We start from the raw sequence: 16,649 nt of genomic DNA on the forward strand, positions 1-16,649 counted from the left end.
TTTGTATCGTCAGCGCACGACGTACACGATACGCCGGCTGCCCGGATCGACCAGTGCCGGCTGGCCGTTCACATAGACGTAACGGTAATCATAGTCCGGAATCTCGCGCAGCTCGACGGTGTCAGGCAACGTCGCGCCCGTCACCACCTCACCCTCGAGATAGACCGGATCGAGCCGATGCGTACGTACATAGGTACGGATCTCGGCCGGCGGTCTCCGGATAGGCTCGATCGCCTCGCCGGCGACGATTGCTCCGGTATAGCTGTCGGAATACTCGACGCTATCGGCGGGCGGCGTCACGACGGCAATGTCGGCGCTGGCCGGACGCTGTGTCAGGACCACACGGCTGCCGCCGAAATCGGCCGTCACATAGTCGGAATAGACCCAGCCCTGGCCGTTGGCCTCGGCGATGGTGCACCATTTGCTGTTGGCGATGCAGCCGTCGAGCGTCGCCGACTGGCCGGCCGCAAGCACGCCGATCACCGGATATTGCGGGCCGGGGCCGGCGCGTACATTGAGATCAGTGATGGCCGAGACGGCGGTGTCGGCCAAGGCAGAGCCCGACATCGCCATGAGCGCTCCGGCCACCGCCGGAAACAATATGCGTTTCATGGTCTTCTCTCCGTTTCACAGTCCCTTGGCACGGAAAACGAAGCAAAGCCGCATGCGTTCCGGCTAAAAGGCTTCGGCCGGCTCACGATTTGTTCCAGTCGTTTTCGGCAGGTCGGTCAAAAGCTCGTGAACAAAAGCAAGTTTTTGCGCCGCCACGTCCGAGATGACGAAGGGATAGAGATCGGGCAGGCCCATGCAGCGGTTGATCGAGTTGGACGCCTCCGACAGCACCAGCCAGCGGTCGAGAATCCTTTCGAAGGGCTCTGGGCTGGCGGCGGGTTCCGATGGTGCCGGCTGCAACTTGCCGCCGGTATCGGCGCGCGGCAGCTCGTTGGCTTCAACGGTTTCCAGCCGGCCGAGCGGGAAATTCAGGGCATGCACCATCTCCAGCGTGTCCGTGATGTGCATGTGATGCGCCCACGTCTCGGCCCAGTCCTCCCATGGGTGCGACGTCGCATAGGCCGAGATATGGCGCTGCTGCCAGTCGGGCGGCGCGCCATCGGCATAATAGGTCTTCAGCGCCTGTTCGTAGCCGGCGCGCTCGTCGCCGAACAAAGCGCGAAAACCGGCAAGCTTTTGCGAATCGTCGCGGATCAGGCGGTCCCAGTAATAATGGCCGAGCTCATGGCGGAAATGGCCGAGCAGCGTGCGGTAGTTCTCGCCCATCTCGACGCGCCGCCGTTCGCGCTCTGCCGAATCCGCCTCGGCGACGTTGAGCGTGATCCGGCCGTTGTCATGACCGGTCAGGATACGCTCGCCGCCCGGACCGCCGCCGATCGGATCGGCAAGAAAATCGAAAGCGAGACCAATCTCGTCGCCAACGTCCTGCTTGGGTGCGACCGGCAGGCCGAAGGCGAGCAGCGAATAGACGGCACGCTTCTTTGCCGCCTCGACACGGATCCAGCGGCGGCGATTGCCGTCGACCGACAGATCCGGGATCAGCTGGTTCAGCGCACAGGCGCGGCAGAAGGCGTGGCCGGGCTCCGCCATCCAGTTGCAGGCGCATTCGTCGGCATTGGTGCAATGGAAGACGTCGGCGCCGGACAGCGCGAAGCGCGCATGCTCGGGATCGTAGAGCACGAGGCTGGCGCAGTTCAGGCATTGCGCGTTCTCGAAATAGAGACGGTGGCCGCACTGCGGGCAGTCGAAAAGCTTCATTGGCGTCTCAAATCATTCGAAATGCGGAGGACGATACGAGCAGGAGAACGCCAAACGCCTGTCAGCTGCCGACGTTCCTGCCGGCAGATGCTATTTTGCCGCAAGCTGGGCGACGACCTCCTTGGCCACTGCCTCGCCCGACAATCTGGCGCCGCCGCAGGTCTGCATCAGCGGACCGGCCAAATGCTCGCCGGCGAAGAAGATCTTTTCCGCCACGGGCTGCATCAGCGTGGCGCGCACTTGCGAGCGGCCGGGCCGCCGCCGCCGCATAGCACACAAACCGCTCAGCGCCCGCCGATGATCACGACATCAACGTCTTCCATGCTTATTCTGTCCCCGCCACAATAATTACTTGATCGTAGGCAAATTCCCGGGCGTCCGCCAGTGTGGTGGATTTGAGGTTCCTGCTGTATTGAGTGCATCGGCGTGGCGCCGGGGCAGTGACAAGCAGGTGTTTCGCGGGCAAGTTCGCAATTGGGAACGTGATTCAGGCAACCAGGAGAGCAGCATGGCATTTCTTGCCAAGGGGAAGATGTTTGTAGTGGCCACGGTGGTGGCGGTGCTTGCGCTGGCGACGGGCGCGCAGGCGGCGGCCAGCTGTGGCAAGAGCGGCGCCGGCTTCGAGGCATGGAAACCGGAGTTCGCCGCGGAGGCGAAGGCCGACGGTGTCGGCTCGAAAGGTCTGGCCGCTCTGGCTCGCGCAACCTACGCGACAAAGACGATCTCCGTCGACCGCGCCATCCATAAGGCTTTCAGCGGCTCGGTGGAAGCTTTCATGAAGCGCCGTGGCGCGTCCGCGATCATTGCCAGGGGCCGTGCGCTGAAGAAGGCCAATGCTGCGCTGTTCGACAAGATCGAACGGAATTACGGCGTGTCGCCGGGCGTGTTGCTCGCCATCTGGGGTATGGAGACCGGCTTCGGTTCCGCCATGGGCAACCAGAATACGGTCTCCGCCATTTTAACGCTGGCCTATGACTGCCGCCGTCCGGAGTTCTTCTACCCGCATGCCATTGCGGCCCTGAAGCTGGTTGATCGCGGAGCGTTGAGCGCCTCGTCGGTCGGTGCCGCGCATGGCGAGATTGGCCACACGCAGTTCCTGCCCGGAAATGTTTTGACGTATGGTGTCGGAAACAAAAACCTGCGTGACAAGGCCACTGCGTTGGCTTCTACCGCCAACTTCCTCAAGAGTCATGGTTGGCGGGCCGGCGCGAGCGCGCAGGCGAATATGGGCGCAATTGCTGGCTGGAATTCGGCGAGCGTCTATCAACAGGCCATCGCCCGCATGGCCACGGCGATCGACGCCGACTGATAGAAAATCTCTATTCGACAGAAAGCCCGGCCATGCGCCGGGCTTTTTTGCGGGTGGTCTATCCAGAGCATTTCACGGCCGGATTGAATCCCGCCGGGCCCCCTGCCGCAAGGGTAACGGCATGGATCCTCGAGTCTCCGCAACGTCGCTCCGCTCCTGCTCCGCCCTGGGATGACGAAGCGAGGGAGGCTTCGGCCAATCTCAAGGGTGCCGTTTGCCGGCAAAATTACGGTGCAACAGTACTAGTTCCTCTGCACAGAGGTTTTGGTTCTTTGACAGAGCCTGAAAGGGCTGTGGATGGGAGCCTGCCGATCGGGCTGCCAATCGCCAAGGTTTGCGATTAGCGATAAGCCACCACATCTTCGTCATCCTCGGGCGGAGCAGGAGCGAAGCGACGTTGCGGAGACCCGAGGATCCATGCCGTCACGTCAGCCGAAGAAGGCAGCGGTTCAGAACGGCACTCGCGTCCGCACCAGCGCCGGCTACCCTTCAACCGTCACCGGCCATGCCACCATGACCGCGAGCCAGAAGCGCGGTACGAGCTGATCGAGAAGACCAACCCGGAGTGGTTCGAGCTTTTTCGCGGAACGGGGTGGTAGACTCCGGTCCGCAGGAGCACTGCCGCTAGGGAACGGCATGGATCCCAGGGTCTGCGCCGCGTCGCTTCGCTCCTTGCTCCGCCCTGGGATGACGAAGTCGAGGGGTGTCTCAGCAAATCTCCGAGGTTGCGATTTGCAGCTGAAATTGGCCGCTGACAGAACTATCGACGGTTGCTGCCGCTTCCAACCCGTCAAAATCACTGTGCAGAGAAACTGGCTATTTTCTACGGTTGCGCGCCGCCAGCGTACGCAGCCTCAGCGCATTGAGGCGGATGAAACCTTCGGCATCTTTCTGATCATAGGCGCCGCGGTCGTCCTCGAAGGTGACCAGCGCGTCGGAATAGAGCGTCTTCCTCGACTTGCGGCCGGTGACAATCACGTTGCCCTTGTAGAGCTTCAGCCGCACCGTGCCTTCGACGTCTTCCTGGCTCTTGTCGATCATTGCCTGCAGCATCAGCCGCTCGGGCGCGAACCAGAAGCCGTTGTAGATCAGCTCGGCATAGCGCGGCATGAACTCGTCCTTGAGGTGGGCCGCACCACGGTCGAGCGTAATCGATTCGATCGCCCGATGGGCGGCGATCAGGATGGTGCCGCCGGGGGTCTCGTAGACACCGCGTGATTTCATGCCGACGAAACGGTTCTCGACCAGGTCGAGCCTGCCGATGCCGTTGTCGCGGCCGAGATCGTTCAGCGCCGCCAGCATCGTCGCCGGCGAGAGTTTCTTGCCGTCGAGCGCGATCGGATCGCCCTTGAGGAATTCGATCTCGATCTCGGTGACCTCATCCGGCGCATCCATCGGCGAGATGGTGCGCTGATGGACGAATTCCGGCGGCTCGCTCCACGGGTCCTCCAGCACCTTGCCCTCGGAGGAGGAGTGCAGCAGGTTAGCGTCGACGGAAAACGGCGCGTCGCCCTTCTTGTCCTTCGGCACCGGGATCTGGTGCTGCTCGGCGAAATTGATGAGATCGGTGCGCGACTTGAACGACCAGTCGCGCCAGGGCGCGATAACCTTGATGTCGGGGTTGAGCGCATAGGCTGAGAGCTCGAAACGAACCTGGTCGTTACCCTTGCCGGTGGCGCCATGCGCGATGGCATCGGCGCCGGTCTCTTTTGCGATCTCGACAAGATGTTTCGAAATCAGCGGCCGAGCGATCGAGGTGCCGAGCAGATAGGTGCCTTCATAGACGGCGTTGGCGCGGAACATCGGAAAGACGAAATCGGATACGAACTCCTCGCGGACATCGACGATGCGGATGTCCTTGATGCCCATCATCTCGGCCTTGCGCCTGGCCGGCTCCAGCTCGCCACCCTGGCCTAGATCGGCGGTGAAGGTGACGACCTCGGCGCCGAGCTCGGTCTGCAGCCATTTCAGGATGATCGAGGTATCAAGGCCGCCGGAATAGGCGAGCACGACTTTCTTGACGGCTTTTGCTTTCGACATGGTGGGCAGTTCCGCGACAGGGGTTCTTCGCGGGCGAGGTATCACGGCGTTTTAGGCCAGCGCAAGGGACGAACGATGCCTGGACCAGATGCTTCATCTCCAAGAGGCTGGCGAGGACACGGCTCTTGCGCTATGGCTGCGCCGTCTTTTGCCACTACGAGACGAGCCATGTCCTTCATCCCCGACAGTACGACGCTTATCCAGTTCTCCATCGCCACCTTCATCCTGGCGATCACGCCCGGGCCTGACATGACGCTGTTCGTCTCGCGCACGCTGAGTCAGGGCCGTGCCACCGGCTTTGCCTCGATGGCCGGCGCCTTGTGCGGCACGCTGATTCACACCACGCTGGTGGTGGTCGGCGTCTCGGCGCTGATCGTCGCCTCGCCGATGGCGTTCTTCGTGCTGAAGATTTTTGGCGCCGGCTATCTGGTCTTCCTGGCATGGCAGGCGATCACAAAAGGGTCGGCGTTTTCACCGGAGAAGAAGAGCGGGCCGCAGATCTCGCTGTTCCGCAGCTGGGCGGCGGGGCTCGGGGTCAATCTGCTCAACCCGAAGATCATCCTGTTCTTCATGACCTTCCTGCCGCAATTCGTCTCCGCGCATGATCCCGACGCGCCGGGAAAGCTGTTCTTCCTCGGCGCGATGTTCGTCGTGCTGGCGATCCCGGTGACGGCGCCGATGGTGCTGGCGGCGGAAAAATTCTCGGCCGCGATGAAATCCAGCCCGCGTGTGACCCGCGTCGTCGACTATCTCTTTGCCGGCGTTTTTTCGGCCTTCGCGCTCAAGATCCTGACGGCGCAGGCGAAATAGGGCGTCCGATCTGACGCCAGCTTCCGGCCGAGCGGCCGGCGCTCAGCCAGTAGAAAATACCGCCGACCATGCCGCAGCCGATCACCGCCAGCATGACGCTGGTATTGGCAACCTCGAAATTGGCATCGGCCGTCTGGTGGACGAAGCCGAGGAAGACCGCTGCCACCACAGCACCCGCCAGCGCATAGAACAGCCAGTCACGTCGGCCAAGGATCTCGGAGGCGAGGATGGCGATGACGGCCGGCATGAAAGCGAAATAGGCGACGAACAGCCCGACGAAGGGGATTGAAAACCACAGCGAGGCCTGCGCCGCCGGTTGCGTCTCGTCCGTCATCAGCCCAAGAGACGCCAGGAACATGATGTTAAGGAAGGCGCTTGCCGCTAGCGAAGCAACGCCATAGCCGACAAGGATGACGGCGAAGCGGATCAGATAGGCGACGAGGCGGTTCACGCCTCGCCATGCCCCGCGATCATCATCGCTTCCAGCGCCAGCCGGTCGACCTTGCGCATGCGCTCGGAGTCCGACTTGAGCTGGCCGCAGGCGGCGAGGATGTCGCGGCCGCGGGGCGTGCGGATCGGCGAGGCATAGCCGGCATTGTTGATGTAGTCGGCGAATTTCTCGATCGTCTCCCAGTCCGAGCACTGGTAGTTGGTGCCCGGCCACGGATTGAACGGGATCAGATTGATCTTGGCCGGGATGCCCTTGAGCAGCTTGACCAGCGCCTTGGCGTCCTCGATCGAATCGTTGACGTCCTTCAGCATGACATATTCGAAGGTGATCCGCTTGGCGTTGGACAGGCCGGGATAGGCACGGCAGGCAGCGATCAGTTCGTTCAGCGGATACTTCTTGTTGATAGGCACCAAAAGGTCGCGCAGATCGTCGTTGGTGGCGTGCAGCGAGATCGCCAGCATGACGCCGATCTCCTCGCCGGTGCGGAAGATCTCGGGCACGACGCCGGACGTCGAGAGCGTGATGCGCCTCTTCGACAGGGAAAGCCCGTCGCCGTCGGATGCGATAAGCAGCGCCTTCTTCACCGCCTCGAAATTGTAGAGCGGCTCACCCATGCCCATCATGACGACGTTGGACACTTTCCTGCCCTCGGCCGGCACGATGGCGCCGTCGGGCGTATCGCGGTCGGGGAAATCGCCGAGCCGGTCGCGGGCGGTCAAGAGCTGGGCGAGGATTTCCTCCGCCGTCAGGTTGCGCACCAGCTTCTGCGTGCCGGTGTGGCAGAAGGAGCAGGTCAGCGTGCAGCCGACCTGCGAAGAGATGCACAGCGTGCCGCGGCCTTCTTCGGGAATGTAGACGGTCTCGATCTCGACCGGCCGGCCGGCGCCGCGCGGCGGAAAGCGGAACAGCCATTTGCGGGTTCCGTCGGAGGAAATCTGCTCCTCGACGATCTCGGGCCTGGCAACGGTGAAATGCGTGTCGAGGGCGGCGCGCAGATCCTTGGAGATGTTGAACATGCCGGCAAAGTCGGAAACGCCGCGCACATAGATCCAATGCCAGAGCTGTTGGGCGCGCATTTTCGCCTGGCGCTCCGGCACGATGCCGGCGGCGACGAGGGCGGCCCCGAGTTCGGCTCGCGTCAAGCCGATCAGCGACGGTTTTTCAGGCGTCGTGCGGGTGCGCAAAGCGTCACGCGCGCCTTCGGCGGTAAGATCGAATGAAAGGGTCATTGTTGCGCCAATATAAGCGATTTGCGGCCGAATACAGCATCGTGCCCGAAATGAAGCGCGGCGCATAGCACAGGTTAGCGGCGGAGTCATGCCGGGCGCGCAAGCAAGGGCAGGGCTTCAGAAAAGGCTGGCGTCCAGTTTTACGTTGGAGACAACCAAATTGGCGACCTCGGCGCTGCCCTCATCCGACGGCGACGCCAGCGCCGTTCCTGCAACGCCGGCAATTGGCGAAAGCTTCCATGCGGCGCTCTTCTCCGCGTCACCATACGGGGAGAAATGCCCGGCAGGGCACTGAGGGCGGCCTCAACGCCTAAAAGGTTCGTTGTTCTTCCGGCTCTACCTACTTGCACTTGGCGATCGAGGCCAGCGCCGCCGAGATGCCCTTCAGCGAGAAGACGTAGGTGGTGGTGTTGCCGCGGCCGGACTTGGCCGACACCTTCATGTCGGTGCCGGTCTTCATCGCGGCTATCAGCACCGGCTCCTCGGCGGCGTTCTCGACCCAGGCCGACTTGCCGCGCGTGAACATCGAAAAAGACTTCTTGTCGATGGTGACGGTGGCCTTGGAACCTTCCTGGAAGGTATAGCCGGCAATGAATTGCGGCTCGTAGGACACTTGCTGCCCCGGCCGCTGGCTGACGAAGAAGAACATGTCGCCGTGATCGAGCGTCGGCGGCTGCTTGTCGGTTGGCACCGTCAGGACATAGCAGACCTTGCCGCCGCCCGACGCCTGATAACTGTAGGTGCCCCAGGCATTATGCTGGCCGATCTTGGTTGCCGACTGCGCCAGCGCGGGCGCCGTCAAGGCCACCAGGGCCAGGCTGGAAACTATAGCAATCAATCCGCGCATCGCTTTTCCCGTATTCCACTGGTGCGGCGGCAGGCCGGCTCGGCGTCCTGCCCGTCGCTTCATTTTGATTTAATCTGGGTTACCAAACGGTGAAATTCCCCTGAGAAAAGGATGTTCACGCCAGGAAACCGCCGCCGTCTTCGCGCTGCCGCTCGAAAAAGCGGCTGGCGCAATGTCCCTGCCGCGACTTGGAGGCCACGAAAACGGCAAGAGTTTGACTTTTCAAGCAGCTAGGTCTTGCCGCGATTCTCGCTTTTTGAGGTGCGTGACGAATTTCCCTGCAGGCGGTACCATGTCTGCGTTCGCCGCTACGGCGCTCGGCCAGGGTGCCCTCCCTGGCGGCTTACGGGAGATTTGGCCATGGCCGTTTCCGAGACAGTCCTGATCCTCGCGGGCGGCACAGCCGTCCTGGCGATTGTGTTCGGCATTCGTGTCGCCATGCGGCGGACGGCCGGTGGCGCGGTGCGCCGGTCGGATGCCGGGGAGACGGCGGGCGGATCGGGCGCGCCCGACGTGGCCGGGGTCATTGCGCTGCCGCCTTTGATCTTCCTTGGCTTCCTGGTGGCGGCAACCGTGCTCGAGGTGCTCGTGCCGCTCCCGGTCATGGCCGGGCAGGCGCTCGCCCGCTATCTGACCGGCGCTGTGCTCGCGGTGTGCGGCTTCGTGTTCATCTTTATGGCGGCGGGCCGCTTTCAGGCCGCTGGCACCAACATACCACCGACCTTGCCGACGACGGCGCTGGTCGTCGACGGTATCTATCGGCGCACCAGGAATCCGTTCTATCTGGGAACGACCCTCGTCTATCTGGGCCTCGGCGTCGCGGCCGGAAGTCTTTGGGCTATCGCGCTCGTCATCCCCCTGCTGTGGGTGATCAATACCGGCGTTATCGCGCCGGAAGAGCGCTATCTCGAGCGGAAGTTCGGAGATGCCTATCGCGCCTACAAGGCGCGGGTGCGGCGGTGGGTTTGACGGCCGGAAAGTCTCGCGCGATTTTTTGCGCCGTACCGGCTCAGCTCTTGTCGGCGATGGCCTGCCTGGCGGCGAGCCGGTGCGCCGGCGTGATGTGGGCGCTGACGGCGGTAATCGCGGCGGTCAGCACGGCGATGTCGTCGGTGAAGCCTAGCCCAAGGATGAAATCGGGGATGACGTCCGTCGGCAGCACGAAATAGCCGAGCGCAGCCAGCAAGGTGCCCTTGGCGCGCAGCGGCGTCTTCTTGTCCATGGCACAGTAATAGGCGGCGACCACCTCTTCCATGAACGGGATCTGCCGGGCGGCCTTCTTCGCCGTACGCCAGAACTTTTCGCGCACTTCGCTCTCGTTGCCCGGCTTGCTGCCGAGGCCGAAGAAATCAAAACCGGATTTTTGCGCCATCAACCTCTCCTTGCGGCCGTCGCGTGACTTCACGCGTGACCGCGACGCAAAATGTGGTGAAAGCCGAACCTCGCTGCAAGGTGCAGATAGGCTCAGCCGCCGAAATAGCGGTTCATTTTCCTGGCCAGATCGAAATCCAGCGCGGTCAGGCCGCCGGCGTCGTGCGTGTTGAGGGTCACGTTTACCGTCTTGTAGACGTTCGACCAGTCGGGATGGTGGTCCATCTTCTCCGCGGCCAGGGCAACGCGGGTCATGAAGGCAAAGGCTTCGGAGAAATTCTTGAAGGTGAAGCTGCGGGTGATCGAGCCACCATCCTTGGCCAGCGACCAGCCGTCGAGGCCGGCAAGTTCGGCGCGGATCGCCTCTTTTGCTAGTTTCTCCCTGGCCATGTCCGTCTACCGCATGATCCGCGAAGCGTCGGCGGCGCCGACCAAACGGCTGGCGACGCGGTTGTCGGCACCTGAAAGCGGCCAGGCCTCCTCGACGACGTAAGGCCCGCCGCCAACCGAATCGCGCGACGACATCAGCACGAAGCGGCCGACCCGGAACGGCAGCGTCGAAAAATTGCCGCGTGCCGACAGGTACTGGGCGACGTCGAGCGGACTCGAATTGCGCAGGCGGGCCAGCGTCACATGCGGCATGAACTTGCGCGGGTCGGCCGGAATGCCGAGCCGCTGGCAGATGCGCTCGATCTCGGCCTGCAATGCGGAAAGATCGGGCGAAGCGGCGACCCCGGCCCACACCGCATGCGGCTTCTTCTGGCCGAAGGCGCCGACGCCGGACAGCGTCAGCGGGAAGGACGGGCGGTGAACACGGTCAAGCGCATTGGCGATGTCGTCGGCGACATGGCCCTCGACATCGCCGATGAAGCGCAGCGTCAGATGATAGTTTTCGACGTCGATCCAGCGGGCTCCCGGCAGGCCGCCCCTGAGCAGGGACAGCGAAAGAGCGGCATCACGCGGTATCTCGAGGGCGGTAAAAAGACGCGGCATGGGAAGCCTCCTGTCCTCGAATCGAACTCTTGCCCCTAGCGAATCATCGATATTCAAACGGGGCAAGGGGTTTGTTGGTCGCAGGCCTGCCTAAAAGCTTCCCTTGCGGAAGGTGTTGCGACGGCGAACCCTCGCCTTCAGGAATTGCCCCGGACCGCTTCAATGGTCTTCTCCACACTGGGCAGGATACCCTCGACGATACGGTCGACGCCTCGGGCGTTTGGATGAAGGCCGTCCTCGAGTTGCAGGACGGATTGACCGGCGATGCCCTCGAGAAAGAAAGGATAGAGCGGCACGCCATATTTTTCAGCCAGTCTCGGAAAGGTCGCGTCGAAGGCGTTCTGGTAGTCGGCGCCGAGATTGGGCGCCGCGCGCATTCCGGCCAGCAAAACGGCGATGTTGCGCTGCTTCAGTTTTGCCAGCATGGCGTCCAGGTTCTTTTCCGCTATGGCGGGCGAAACGCCGCGCAGCATGTCGTTGGCGCCGAGCTCCAGGATGACGAGTTGCGTGCCGTCCGGCACCGACCAGTCGAGCCGCGACAGGCCGCCGCTCGTCGTATCGCCGGAGACGCCGGCGTTGGCGACCGTGACATCGTAGCCCTTGGCGCGCAGCGCCGCCTGCAGCTTCTCGGTGAAGCCCTGACCTGGCCCGAGGCCATAACCCGCCATCAGGCTGTCGCCGAAACCGACAATGGTGAACGGTTCGGCGCGCGCCGACGAAATGGCGCCGCAAATGGCGAGGAAAAGGGCGAAGGCTGCGGCAAAGGTGTGTTTGAAAGCCATGCGGCAGGCCCCATATGACCAGGAACATCTGTTGGCGAAGGCAGGTTTTCGTCTTTGTCGAGCATCGGATGCACTAGCCTTCATCCCCCATATAGGACGATTTGATTTTGGAAGAAGCCGTCATTTCGCTGAAAGACGTATCGCTGACGCTCGGCGAAGGTGCATCCTCGGTCCATGTGCTGAAGGGCGTCAGCCTCGATGTGGCGGGCGGCGAAGCGACCGGCATCGTTGGACCTTCAGGTTCGGGAAAGTCGACATTGCTGATGGTTTTGGCCGGACTTGAAAGGGTCGATTCGGGTACGGTCCGAATTGCCGGCGAGCAGCTCAACGGCAAAAGCGAAACGAGATCGCATTGTTTCGGGGACGAAACATCGGCATCGTGTTCCAGTCTTTCCATCTCATCCCCAATATGACGGCGCTGGAAAACGTTGCGGTCCCGCTGGAGCTTGCCGGCCATGTCGATCCATTCGGCGTGGCGGCACGCGAGCTGGCGGCGGTGGGCTTGAGCGATCGCGTCACCCATTACCCCGGCGAATTGTCTGGCGGCGAGCAGCAGCGCGTGGCGATCGCCCGGGCGCTGGCGCCGTCGCCGCGCATCCTGATAGCCGACGAGCCGACCGGCAATCTCGACCAGGCAACGGGGCGGCACGTCGCCGACCTGCTGTTTGCCAAGGCGGCCGAACGCGGCATGACGCTGGTGCTGGTCACGCATGACCCGGTACTCGCGGCGCGCTGCTCGCGCCAGGTGTCGATGCGGTCGGGGCTGATCGAAGACGCGCCTAAGCCGGCCACCAGGGCTGGCAGGATGACCGCATGATGCCGCTGGCGCGCACGCTGAGGCTCGCCTTTCGGTTTTCGCTGCGAGAAATGCGTGGCGGGGTGTCCGGCTTCCTGATCTTCCTTGCTTGCATCGCGCTCGGCGTCGCTGCGATCGGCGGCGTCAATTCGGTGGCGCAAGCGATTTCCGCCGGTGTTGCCGACCAGGGCCAGACGCTGCTCGGCGGCGATCTCCGCTTCCAGCTCAACCAGCGCGATCCGACCAGAGCCGAACGCAGCTTCCTCGACCGGCTTGGCACGGTTTCGCACAGTGCCAATATGCGCTCGATGGCGAGGCTCGAGGACGGCTCCGACCAGGCGCTGGTCGAGGCCAAGGCGGTCGACGGCGCCTATCCGCTCTACGGCGCGCTGGAGACCGAGCCGGTGCTGTCGCGAGAAGATCTGTTCGGCGAAAAATCCGGGGTCTTCGGCGCCGCCGCGCCGGACCTCTTGTTCGAGCGGCTGAACCTTGGCATCGGTGACCGGCTAAAGCTAGGCAGCGCGACGTTCGAGCTGCGCGCCAGGCTGGTCAACGAGCCGGATGCGGTGTCGGATGGCTTCGGCTTTGCGCCGCGGCTGATGGTGTCGACCGACGGGCTTGCCGCTTCCGGCCTGATCCAGCCGGGCAGCCTGGTCGAGAACGCCTATAAGGTCCGCCTGCCCGGCGGCACCACTGAGGCACTGATCAAGGCGATCCAGGACCAGGCGGCAAACCAGTTCCCGCAGGCCGGCTGGTCGATCCGCACCCGCAGCAACGCAGCACCGGCGCTGTCCTCGAATATCGAACGGTTTTCGCAATTCCTGACTCTGGTTGGGTTGACGGCGCTGGTGGTCGGCGGCGTCGGCGTGGCCAATGCGGTGCGTGCCTATCTCGACGGCAAGCGCGGCGTCATCGCCACCTTCAAGAGCCTGGGGGCTTCGGGCGGCTTCGTCTTTGCCGTCTATCTGGTGCAGATCCTGATGATCGCCGCCCTCGGCATCACGCTAGGCCTTGTGCTTGGCGCGCTGATGCCGTTCGCGGCCAGCGCCGCACTCCAATCGGTCATTCCAGTGCCGGCGGAAGGTGGGTTCTATCCCGGCGCCCTCGGCATGGCAGCGCTGTTCGGGCTGCTGGTGACGCTGGCTTTCGCCTTGCTGCCGCTCGGCCGCGCCCGGGACGTGCCGGCAACGGCGCTGTTTCGCGAAATGGGTTTCGAGGGCCGCGGTTTTCCCCGCCCGCTCTATATCGCCGCGGCATTGGGCATCGCGCTGTTGCTCGCGGTACTGGCGATCCTGTTTTCCGGCGACCGCCGTATTGCCTCGATCTTCGTTGGCGCCACGATCTTTTCGTTCCTGGTGCTGCGTGTGGTCGGCTCGCTGGTGCAGTGGGCGGCGAAGAAAAGCCCGCGCGTGCGCTCGACCGCGCTCAGGCTCGCCATCGGCAACATCCATCGGCCTGGCGCCTTGACGCCGTCCGTGGTGCTGTCGTTGGGACTCGGGCTGACGCTGCTGGTGACGCTGGCGTTGATCGACGGCAATCTCAGGCGGCAGATCTCGGGCAGCCTGCCGGAAAGGGCACCGAACTTCTTCTTCGTCGATATCCAGAGCAGTGACGTCGATGCCTTCTCCGCGCTGGTCGGCAAAGAGGCACCGCAAGGCAGGCTGATCAAGGTGCCGATGTTGCGCGGCCGGGTGATGGCGCTCAACGGCGTCAATGTCGACAAGGTCAAGGTTCCGGCCGAAGGCGCCTGGGTACTGCGCGGCGACCGTGGCCTGACCTATGACGCAAAGCTGCCGGAGAATGCGACGCTGACCGAGGGCAGCTGGTGGCCGGAGAACTATGCCGGCGAGCCGCTGGTCTCGTTTTCCGCCGAGGAAGGCAAAGAGATCGGGCTGAAGCTCGGCGACACCATCACCGTCAACGTGCTCGGCCGCAACATCACGGCCAAGATCGCCAATTTCCGCCACGTCGAATGGGAAACCATAGGCATCAATTTCGTCATGGTGTTCTCGCCCAACACGTTCGCCGGTGCGCCGCATGGCTGGTTGGCGACGCTGACCGAGACGAATGCGTCGGCAGCCGACGATGCGCATCTTCTCAACGCCGTCACGCGTGCCTTTCCCGCGGTGACGACGGTCAGGGTCAAGGACGCGCTCGAAATCGTCAACCGGCTGGTGGCGCAGCTCGGCACAGCAATCAGGGCAGCAGCGGGGGTGGCGTTGATCGCCTCGGTGCTGGTGCTGGCCGGGGCGCTCGCCGCCGGCAACCGGGCTCGCATTCACGACGCGGTGGTGCTGAAGACCCTGGGTGCGACCAGAAAAACGCTGATCGCCGCGTTTTCGCTGGAATACATGCTGATCGGCCTTGCTACCGCGATCTTCGCGCTGGCGGCGGGCGCTGTGGCGGCATGGTTCGTCGTCGCGCGCATCATGACGCTGCCATCGCACTTCATGCCCGAGGTGGCGGTGGCGACCATCGGCTTTTCGCTGGTGGTCACGGTCGGCATCGGCCTTGCCGGCACGTGGCGGGTGCTGGGCCACAAGGCGGCGCCGGTGCTGCGGAATCTTTGAGCCAGAGCCGGTTTCGATTAAATCTCGGTAATGTTCCGGGCGGGAAGGCCAATAAAACCGTATCTCCGGCACTTCACGGAGCATTACGCTTGGTTACGGTCTTGTCCTTTACGCCAAGAACCATCATATTTCGGCGCAGGCATGCTGGAGCCCCGCCAGCGGCGCCTGGGTTCAAAAGGACCTGACACCGGACGGGGCAGAAGCAATATGAGGATTTCCATGGCTGATCCCGTTCGCAATTATCAGACGCGCGCCGTGCCCGGCGCCGGCGTCGACGCTGCCATCGACCAGGGCCTGCGGGCCTACATGATCAAGGTCTACAATCTGATGGGGCTTGGCCTCCTCATCACCGGCCTTGCCGCGGTCGGCACAATCATGCTGGCCACCACCAGCGATCCCGCCTCGGCGGTCGCGACGTTGCCAAGCGGCGAGATGCTGACCTCGTTCGGCTACGCGATCTTCGGCTCGCCGCTGAAATGGCTGGTGATCTTCGCCCCGCTGGCAGCGGTGATGTTCCTGTCGTTCCGCGTCCAGTCGATGAGCGTTTCGGCCGCGCAGACGACATTCTGGGTCTACGCCGGCCTCGTCGGCCTGTCGCTGTCGTCGATCTTCCTGGTCTACACCACCGCCAGCATCTCGCAGACCTTCTTCGCCACCGCCGCCGCCTTTGGCGGGCTGTCGCTCTACGGCTACACGACCAAGCGCGATCTCTCGGCGTTCGGGTCGTTCCTGGTCATGGGCCTGGTCGGCCTGATCATCGCGATGGTAATCAACATCTTCCTGCAGTCGTCGGCGCTTTCCTTCGCCGTTTCGGCGATCGGCGTGCTGATCTTCGCGGGCCTCACCGCCTACGACACGCAGAACATCAAGGAGATGTACTTCGAGGGCGACGAGACCGATGTCGCCGGCCGCAAGGCGATCATGGGCGCATTGAGGCTCTATCTCGACTTCATCAACCTGTTTATGTTTCTGCTGCAGTTCATGGGCGACCGTCGCTAAGTACGGTTTCCTGGACCAGCGAGTTTGGAAAGGGCGGCCCAATGGCCGCCCTTTTCTTTTGTCCCGGCTTTTGCTGTGATATAGGGCAGATGAACGACGTGCCTAAATTATGAGCAGCATCACGATACGCGCCGCGACATTGGCCGACCTTGACCAGATCACGGAAATCTATGCCGACGCGGTGATAAACGGCACGGCGAGCTACGAACTCGAACCGCCGAGCCGCGCCGAGATGGGCACGCGCTTCGACACTCTGATGGCGGGCGGCTTTCCCTATCTCGTTGCGGAAAAGGCCGGCGCCGTGCTCGGCTATGCCTATGCCGGGGCGTTCCGGCCGCGCCCGGCCTACCGCTTCGTCGTCGAGGATTCCGTCTATGTCGCGCCCGAGGCCAAAGGGCAAGGCGTCGGGCTGCTCTTGATGCAAGGGCTGATCGAAGCGGCCAAGGCGGCGGGTTTTCGCCAGATCATCGCGGTGATCGGCGACGGCCGGCCCGACAGCGCCTCGGTAAGGTTGCACGAGAAGCTCGGCTTTCGTCATTCCGGCCGCCTGGAAGGCTCAGGCTATAAGCACGGACGCTGGCTGGACACGGTTTTCATGCAGCTGCCGATCAACGGCGGGGCGTCCATCCCGCCTGATCCGCAATCGCTGCCCGAGCGCAAGTTCCGCCTGCAAAAATAAAGG

At 63.2% G+C, this 16,649-nt stretch carries 18 protein-coding genes and 1 pseudogene; 8 read left to right on the forward strand and 11 right to left on the reverse strand.

The annotated features are described in order from the left end of the window. Positions 1-9 precede the first annotated feature (9 nt). The 3 genes from NKH90_RS03065 to NKH90_RS03075 form a co-directional block, all read right to left on the reverse strand. A complete protein-coding gene (locus NKH90_RS03065) occupies positions 10-612 on the reverse strand; it encodes a DUF1236 domain-containing protein (RefSeq protein WP_352470842.1) in 603 nt (200 codons plus the stop codon). A gap of 63 nt (positions 613-675) precedes the next feature. Next, the gene (locus NKH90_RS03070) at positions 676-1,770 is read right to left on the reverse strand and encodes a zinc-binding metallopeptidase family protein (protein ID WP_352817230.1); all 1,095 of its coding nucleotides are present in this window, start codon (positions 1,768-1,770) and stop codon (positions 676-678) included. 90 nt (positions 1,771-1,860) lie between these two features. Next, complete coding sequence (locus NKH90_RS03075) at positions 1,861-1,986, reverse strand: hypothetical protein (RefSeq protein WP_352817233.1); 126 nt, start codon at positions 1,984-1,986, stop codon at positions 1,861-1,863. 292 nt (positions 1,987-2,278) lie between these two features. Here NKH90_RS03075 and NKH90_RS03080 point away from each other — a divergent pair, with 292 nt between their 5' ends. Both NKH90_RS03080 and NKH90_RS03085 read left to right on the forward strand, forming a co-directional pair. After that, the gene (locus NKH90_RS03080; protein WP_352817236.1) at positions 2,279-3,079 is read left to right on the forward strand and encodes a lytic murein transglycosylase; all 801 of its coding nucleotides are present in this window, start codon (positions 2,279-2,281) and stop codon (positions 3,077-3,079) included. 417 nt (positions 3,080-3,496) lie between these two features. Further along, positions 3,497-3,625 carry a hypothetical protein gene (locus tag NKH90_RS03085; protein ID WP_352817239.1) on the forward strand — a complete coding sequence of 43 codons (129 nt, stop codon included), beginning with the start codon at positions 3,497-3,499 and terminating at the stop codon, positions 3,623-3,625. A 270-nt stretch (positions 3,626-3,895) separates the two neighbouring features. Here NKH90_RS03085 and NKH90_RS03090 read toward each other — a convergent pair whose 3' ends face one another. Continuing rightward, positions 3,896-5,119: an argininosuccinate synthase gene (locus NKH90_RS03090; protein WP_352540807.1), complete on the reverse strand. Its 1,224-nt coding sequence runs from the start codon at positions 5,117-5,119 to the stop codon at positions 3,896-3,898. Positions 5,120-5,287: 168 nt separating this feature from the next. Between NKH90_RS03090 and NKH90_RS03095 the strand changes: the two genes are divergently transcribed. Then, entirely contained in the window at positions 5,288-5,929 is a 642-nt protein-coding gene (locus tag NKH90_RS03095; RefSeq protein ID WP_023679833.1) for a LysE family translocator, read from the forward strand. Here the strand turns inward: NKH90_RS03095 and NKH90_RS03100 are convergent. From NKH90_RS03100 to NKH90_RS03110, 3 genes are all read right to left on the reverse strand, one after another. Next, a complete protein-coding gene (locus NKH90_RS03100) occupies positions 5,901-6,380 on the reverse strand; it encodes a hypothetical protein (protein ID WP_352817244.1) in 480 nt (159 codons plus the stop codon). The two genes, NKH90_RS03095 and NKH90_RS03100, sit on opposite strands and share 29 nt — an antisense overlap. Then, on the reverse strand, positions 6,377-7,609 hold the full coding sequence (rlmN, locus tag NKH90_RS03105; protein WP_352817246.1) for a dual-specificity RNA methyltransferase RlmN: 1,233 nt from the start codon (positions 7,607-7,609) through the stop codon (positions 6,377-6,379). Before rlmN ends, NKH90_RS03100 begins: the two co-directional genes overlap by 4 nt. A 340-nt stretch (positions 7,610-7,949) precedes the next feature. Beyond that, the gene (locus NKH90_RS03110; protein WP_023721899.1) at positions 7,950-8,456 is read right to left on the reverse strand and encodes an invasion associated locus B family protein; all 507 of its coding nucleotides are present in this window, start codon (positions 8,454-8,456) and stop codon (positions 7,950-7,952) included. 360 nt (positions 8,457-8,816) lie between these two features. Here NKH90_RS03110 and NKH90_RS03115 point away from each other — a divergent pair, with 360 nt between their 5' ends. Continuing rightward, positions 8,817-9,425 (forward strand): methyltransferase family protein, encoded by a 609-nt coding sequence (locus NKH90_RS03115; RefSeq protein WP_352456357.1) that lies wholly within the window; start codon positions 8,817-8,819, stop codon positions 9,423-9,425. 40 nt (positions 9,426-9,465) lie between these two features. Here NKH90_RS03115 and NKH90_RS03120 read toward each other — a convergent pair whose 3' ends face one another. The 4 genes from NKH90_RS03120 to NKH90_RS03135 all read right to left on the reverse strand — a co-directional run bounded on the left by NKH90_RS03120 (position 9,466) and on the right by NKH90_RS03135 (position 11,602). After that, positions 9,466-9,828 carry a YkvA family protein gene (locus tag NKH90_RS03120; protein WP_031212728.1) on the reverse strand — a complete coding sequence of 121 codons (363 nt, stop codon included), beginning with the start codon at positions 9,826-9,828 and terminating at the stop codon, positions 9,466-9,468. A 92-nt stretch (positions 9,829-9,920) separates the two neighbouring features. Continuing rightward, positions 9,921-10,217, reverse strand: coding sequence for a 4a-hydroxytetrahydrobiopterin dehydratase (locus NKH90_RS03125; protein ID WP_023679826.1), 297 nt, complete (start codon positions 10,215-10,217; stop codon positions 9,921-9,923). A 6-nt stretch (positions 10,218-10,223) separates the two neighbouring features. Next, entirely contained in the window at positions 10,224-10,820 is a 597-nt protein-coding gene (gene thpR / locus NKH90_RS03130; RefSeq protein WP_352450198.1) for an RNA 2',3'-cyclic phosphodiesterase, read from the reverse strand. Positions 10,821-10,957: 137 nt separating this feature from the next. Continuing rightward, the gene (locus NKH90_RS03135; protein WP_352817250.1) at positions 10,958-11,602 is read right to left on the reverse strand and encodes an arylesterase; all 645 of its coding nucleotides are present in this window, start codon (positions 11,600-11,602) and stop codon (positions 10,958-10,960) included. 107 nt (positions 11,603-11,709) lie between these two features. On the opposite strand from NKH90_RS03135, the pseudogene NKH90_RS03140 reads away from it, so the two are divergent. From NKH90_RS03140 to NKH90_RS03155, 4 genes and pseudogenes are all read left to right on the forward strand, one after another. Then, positions 11,710-12,419: pseudogene (locus NKH90_RS03140) on the forward strand (ABC transporter ATP-binding protein). Further along, positions 12,419-14,968, forward strand: coding sequence for an ABC transporter permease (locus NKH90_RS03145; RefSeq protein WP_352817775.1), 2,550 nt, complete (start codon positions 12,419-12,421; stop codon positions 14,966-14,968). Before NKH90_RS03140 ends, NKH90_RS03145 begins: the two are co-directional and overlap by 1 nt. A 219-nt stretch (positions 14,969-15,187) precedes the next feature. After that, positions 15,188-15,967 (forward strand): Bax inhibitor-1/YccA family protein, encoded by a 780-nt coding sequence (locus NKH90_RS03150; RefSeq protein WP_254817871.1) that lies wholly within the window; start codon positions 15,188-15,190, stop codon positions 15,965-15,967. A 109-nt stretch (positions 15,968-16,076) separates the two neighbouring features. After that, positions 16,077-16,646 (forward strand): GNAT family N-acetyltransferase, encoded by a 570-nt coding sequence (locus NKH90_RS03155; protein WP_352470829.1) that lies wholly within the window; start codon positions 16,077-16,079, stop codon positions 16,644-16,646. Positions 16,647-16,649 lie beyond the last annotated feature (3 nt).

It is taken from the genome of Mesorhizobium sp. M0898, assembly GCF_040319695.1.
GTDB lineage: Bacteria > Pseudomonadota > Alphaproteobacteria > Rhizobiales > Rhizobiaceae > Mesorhizobium.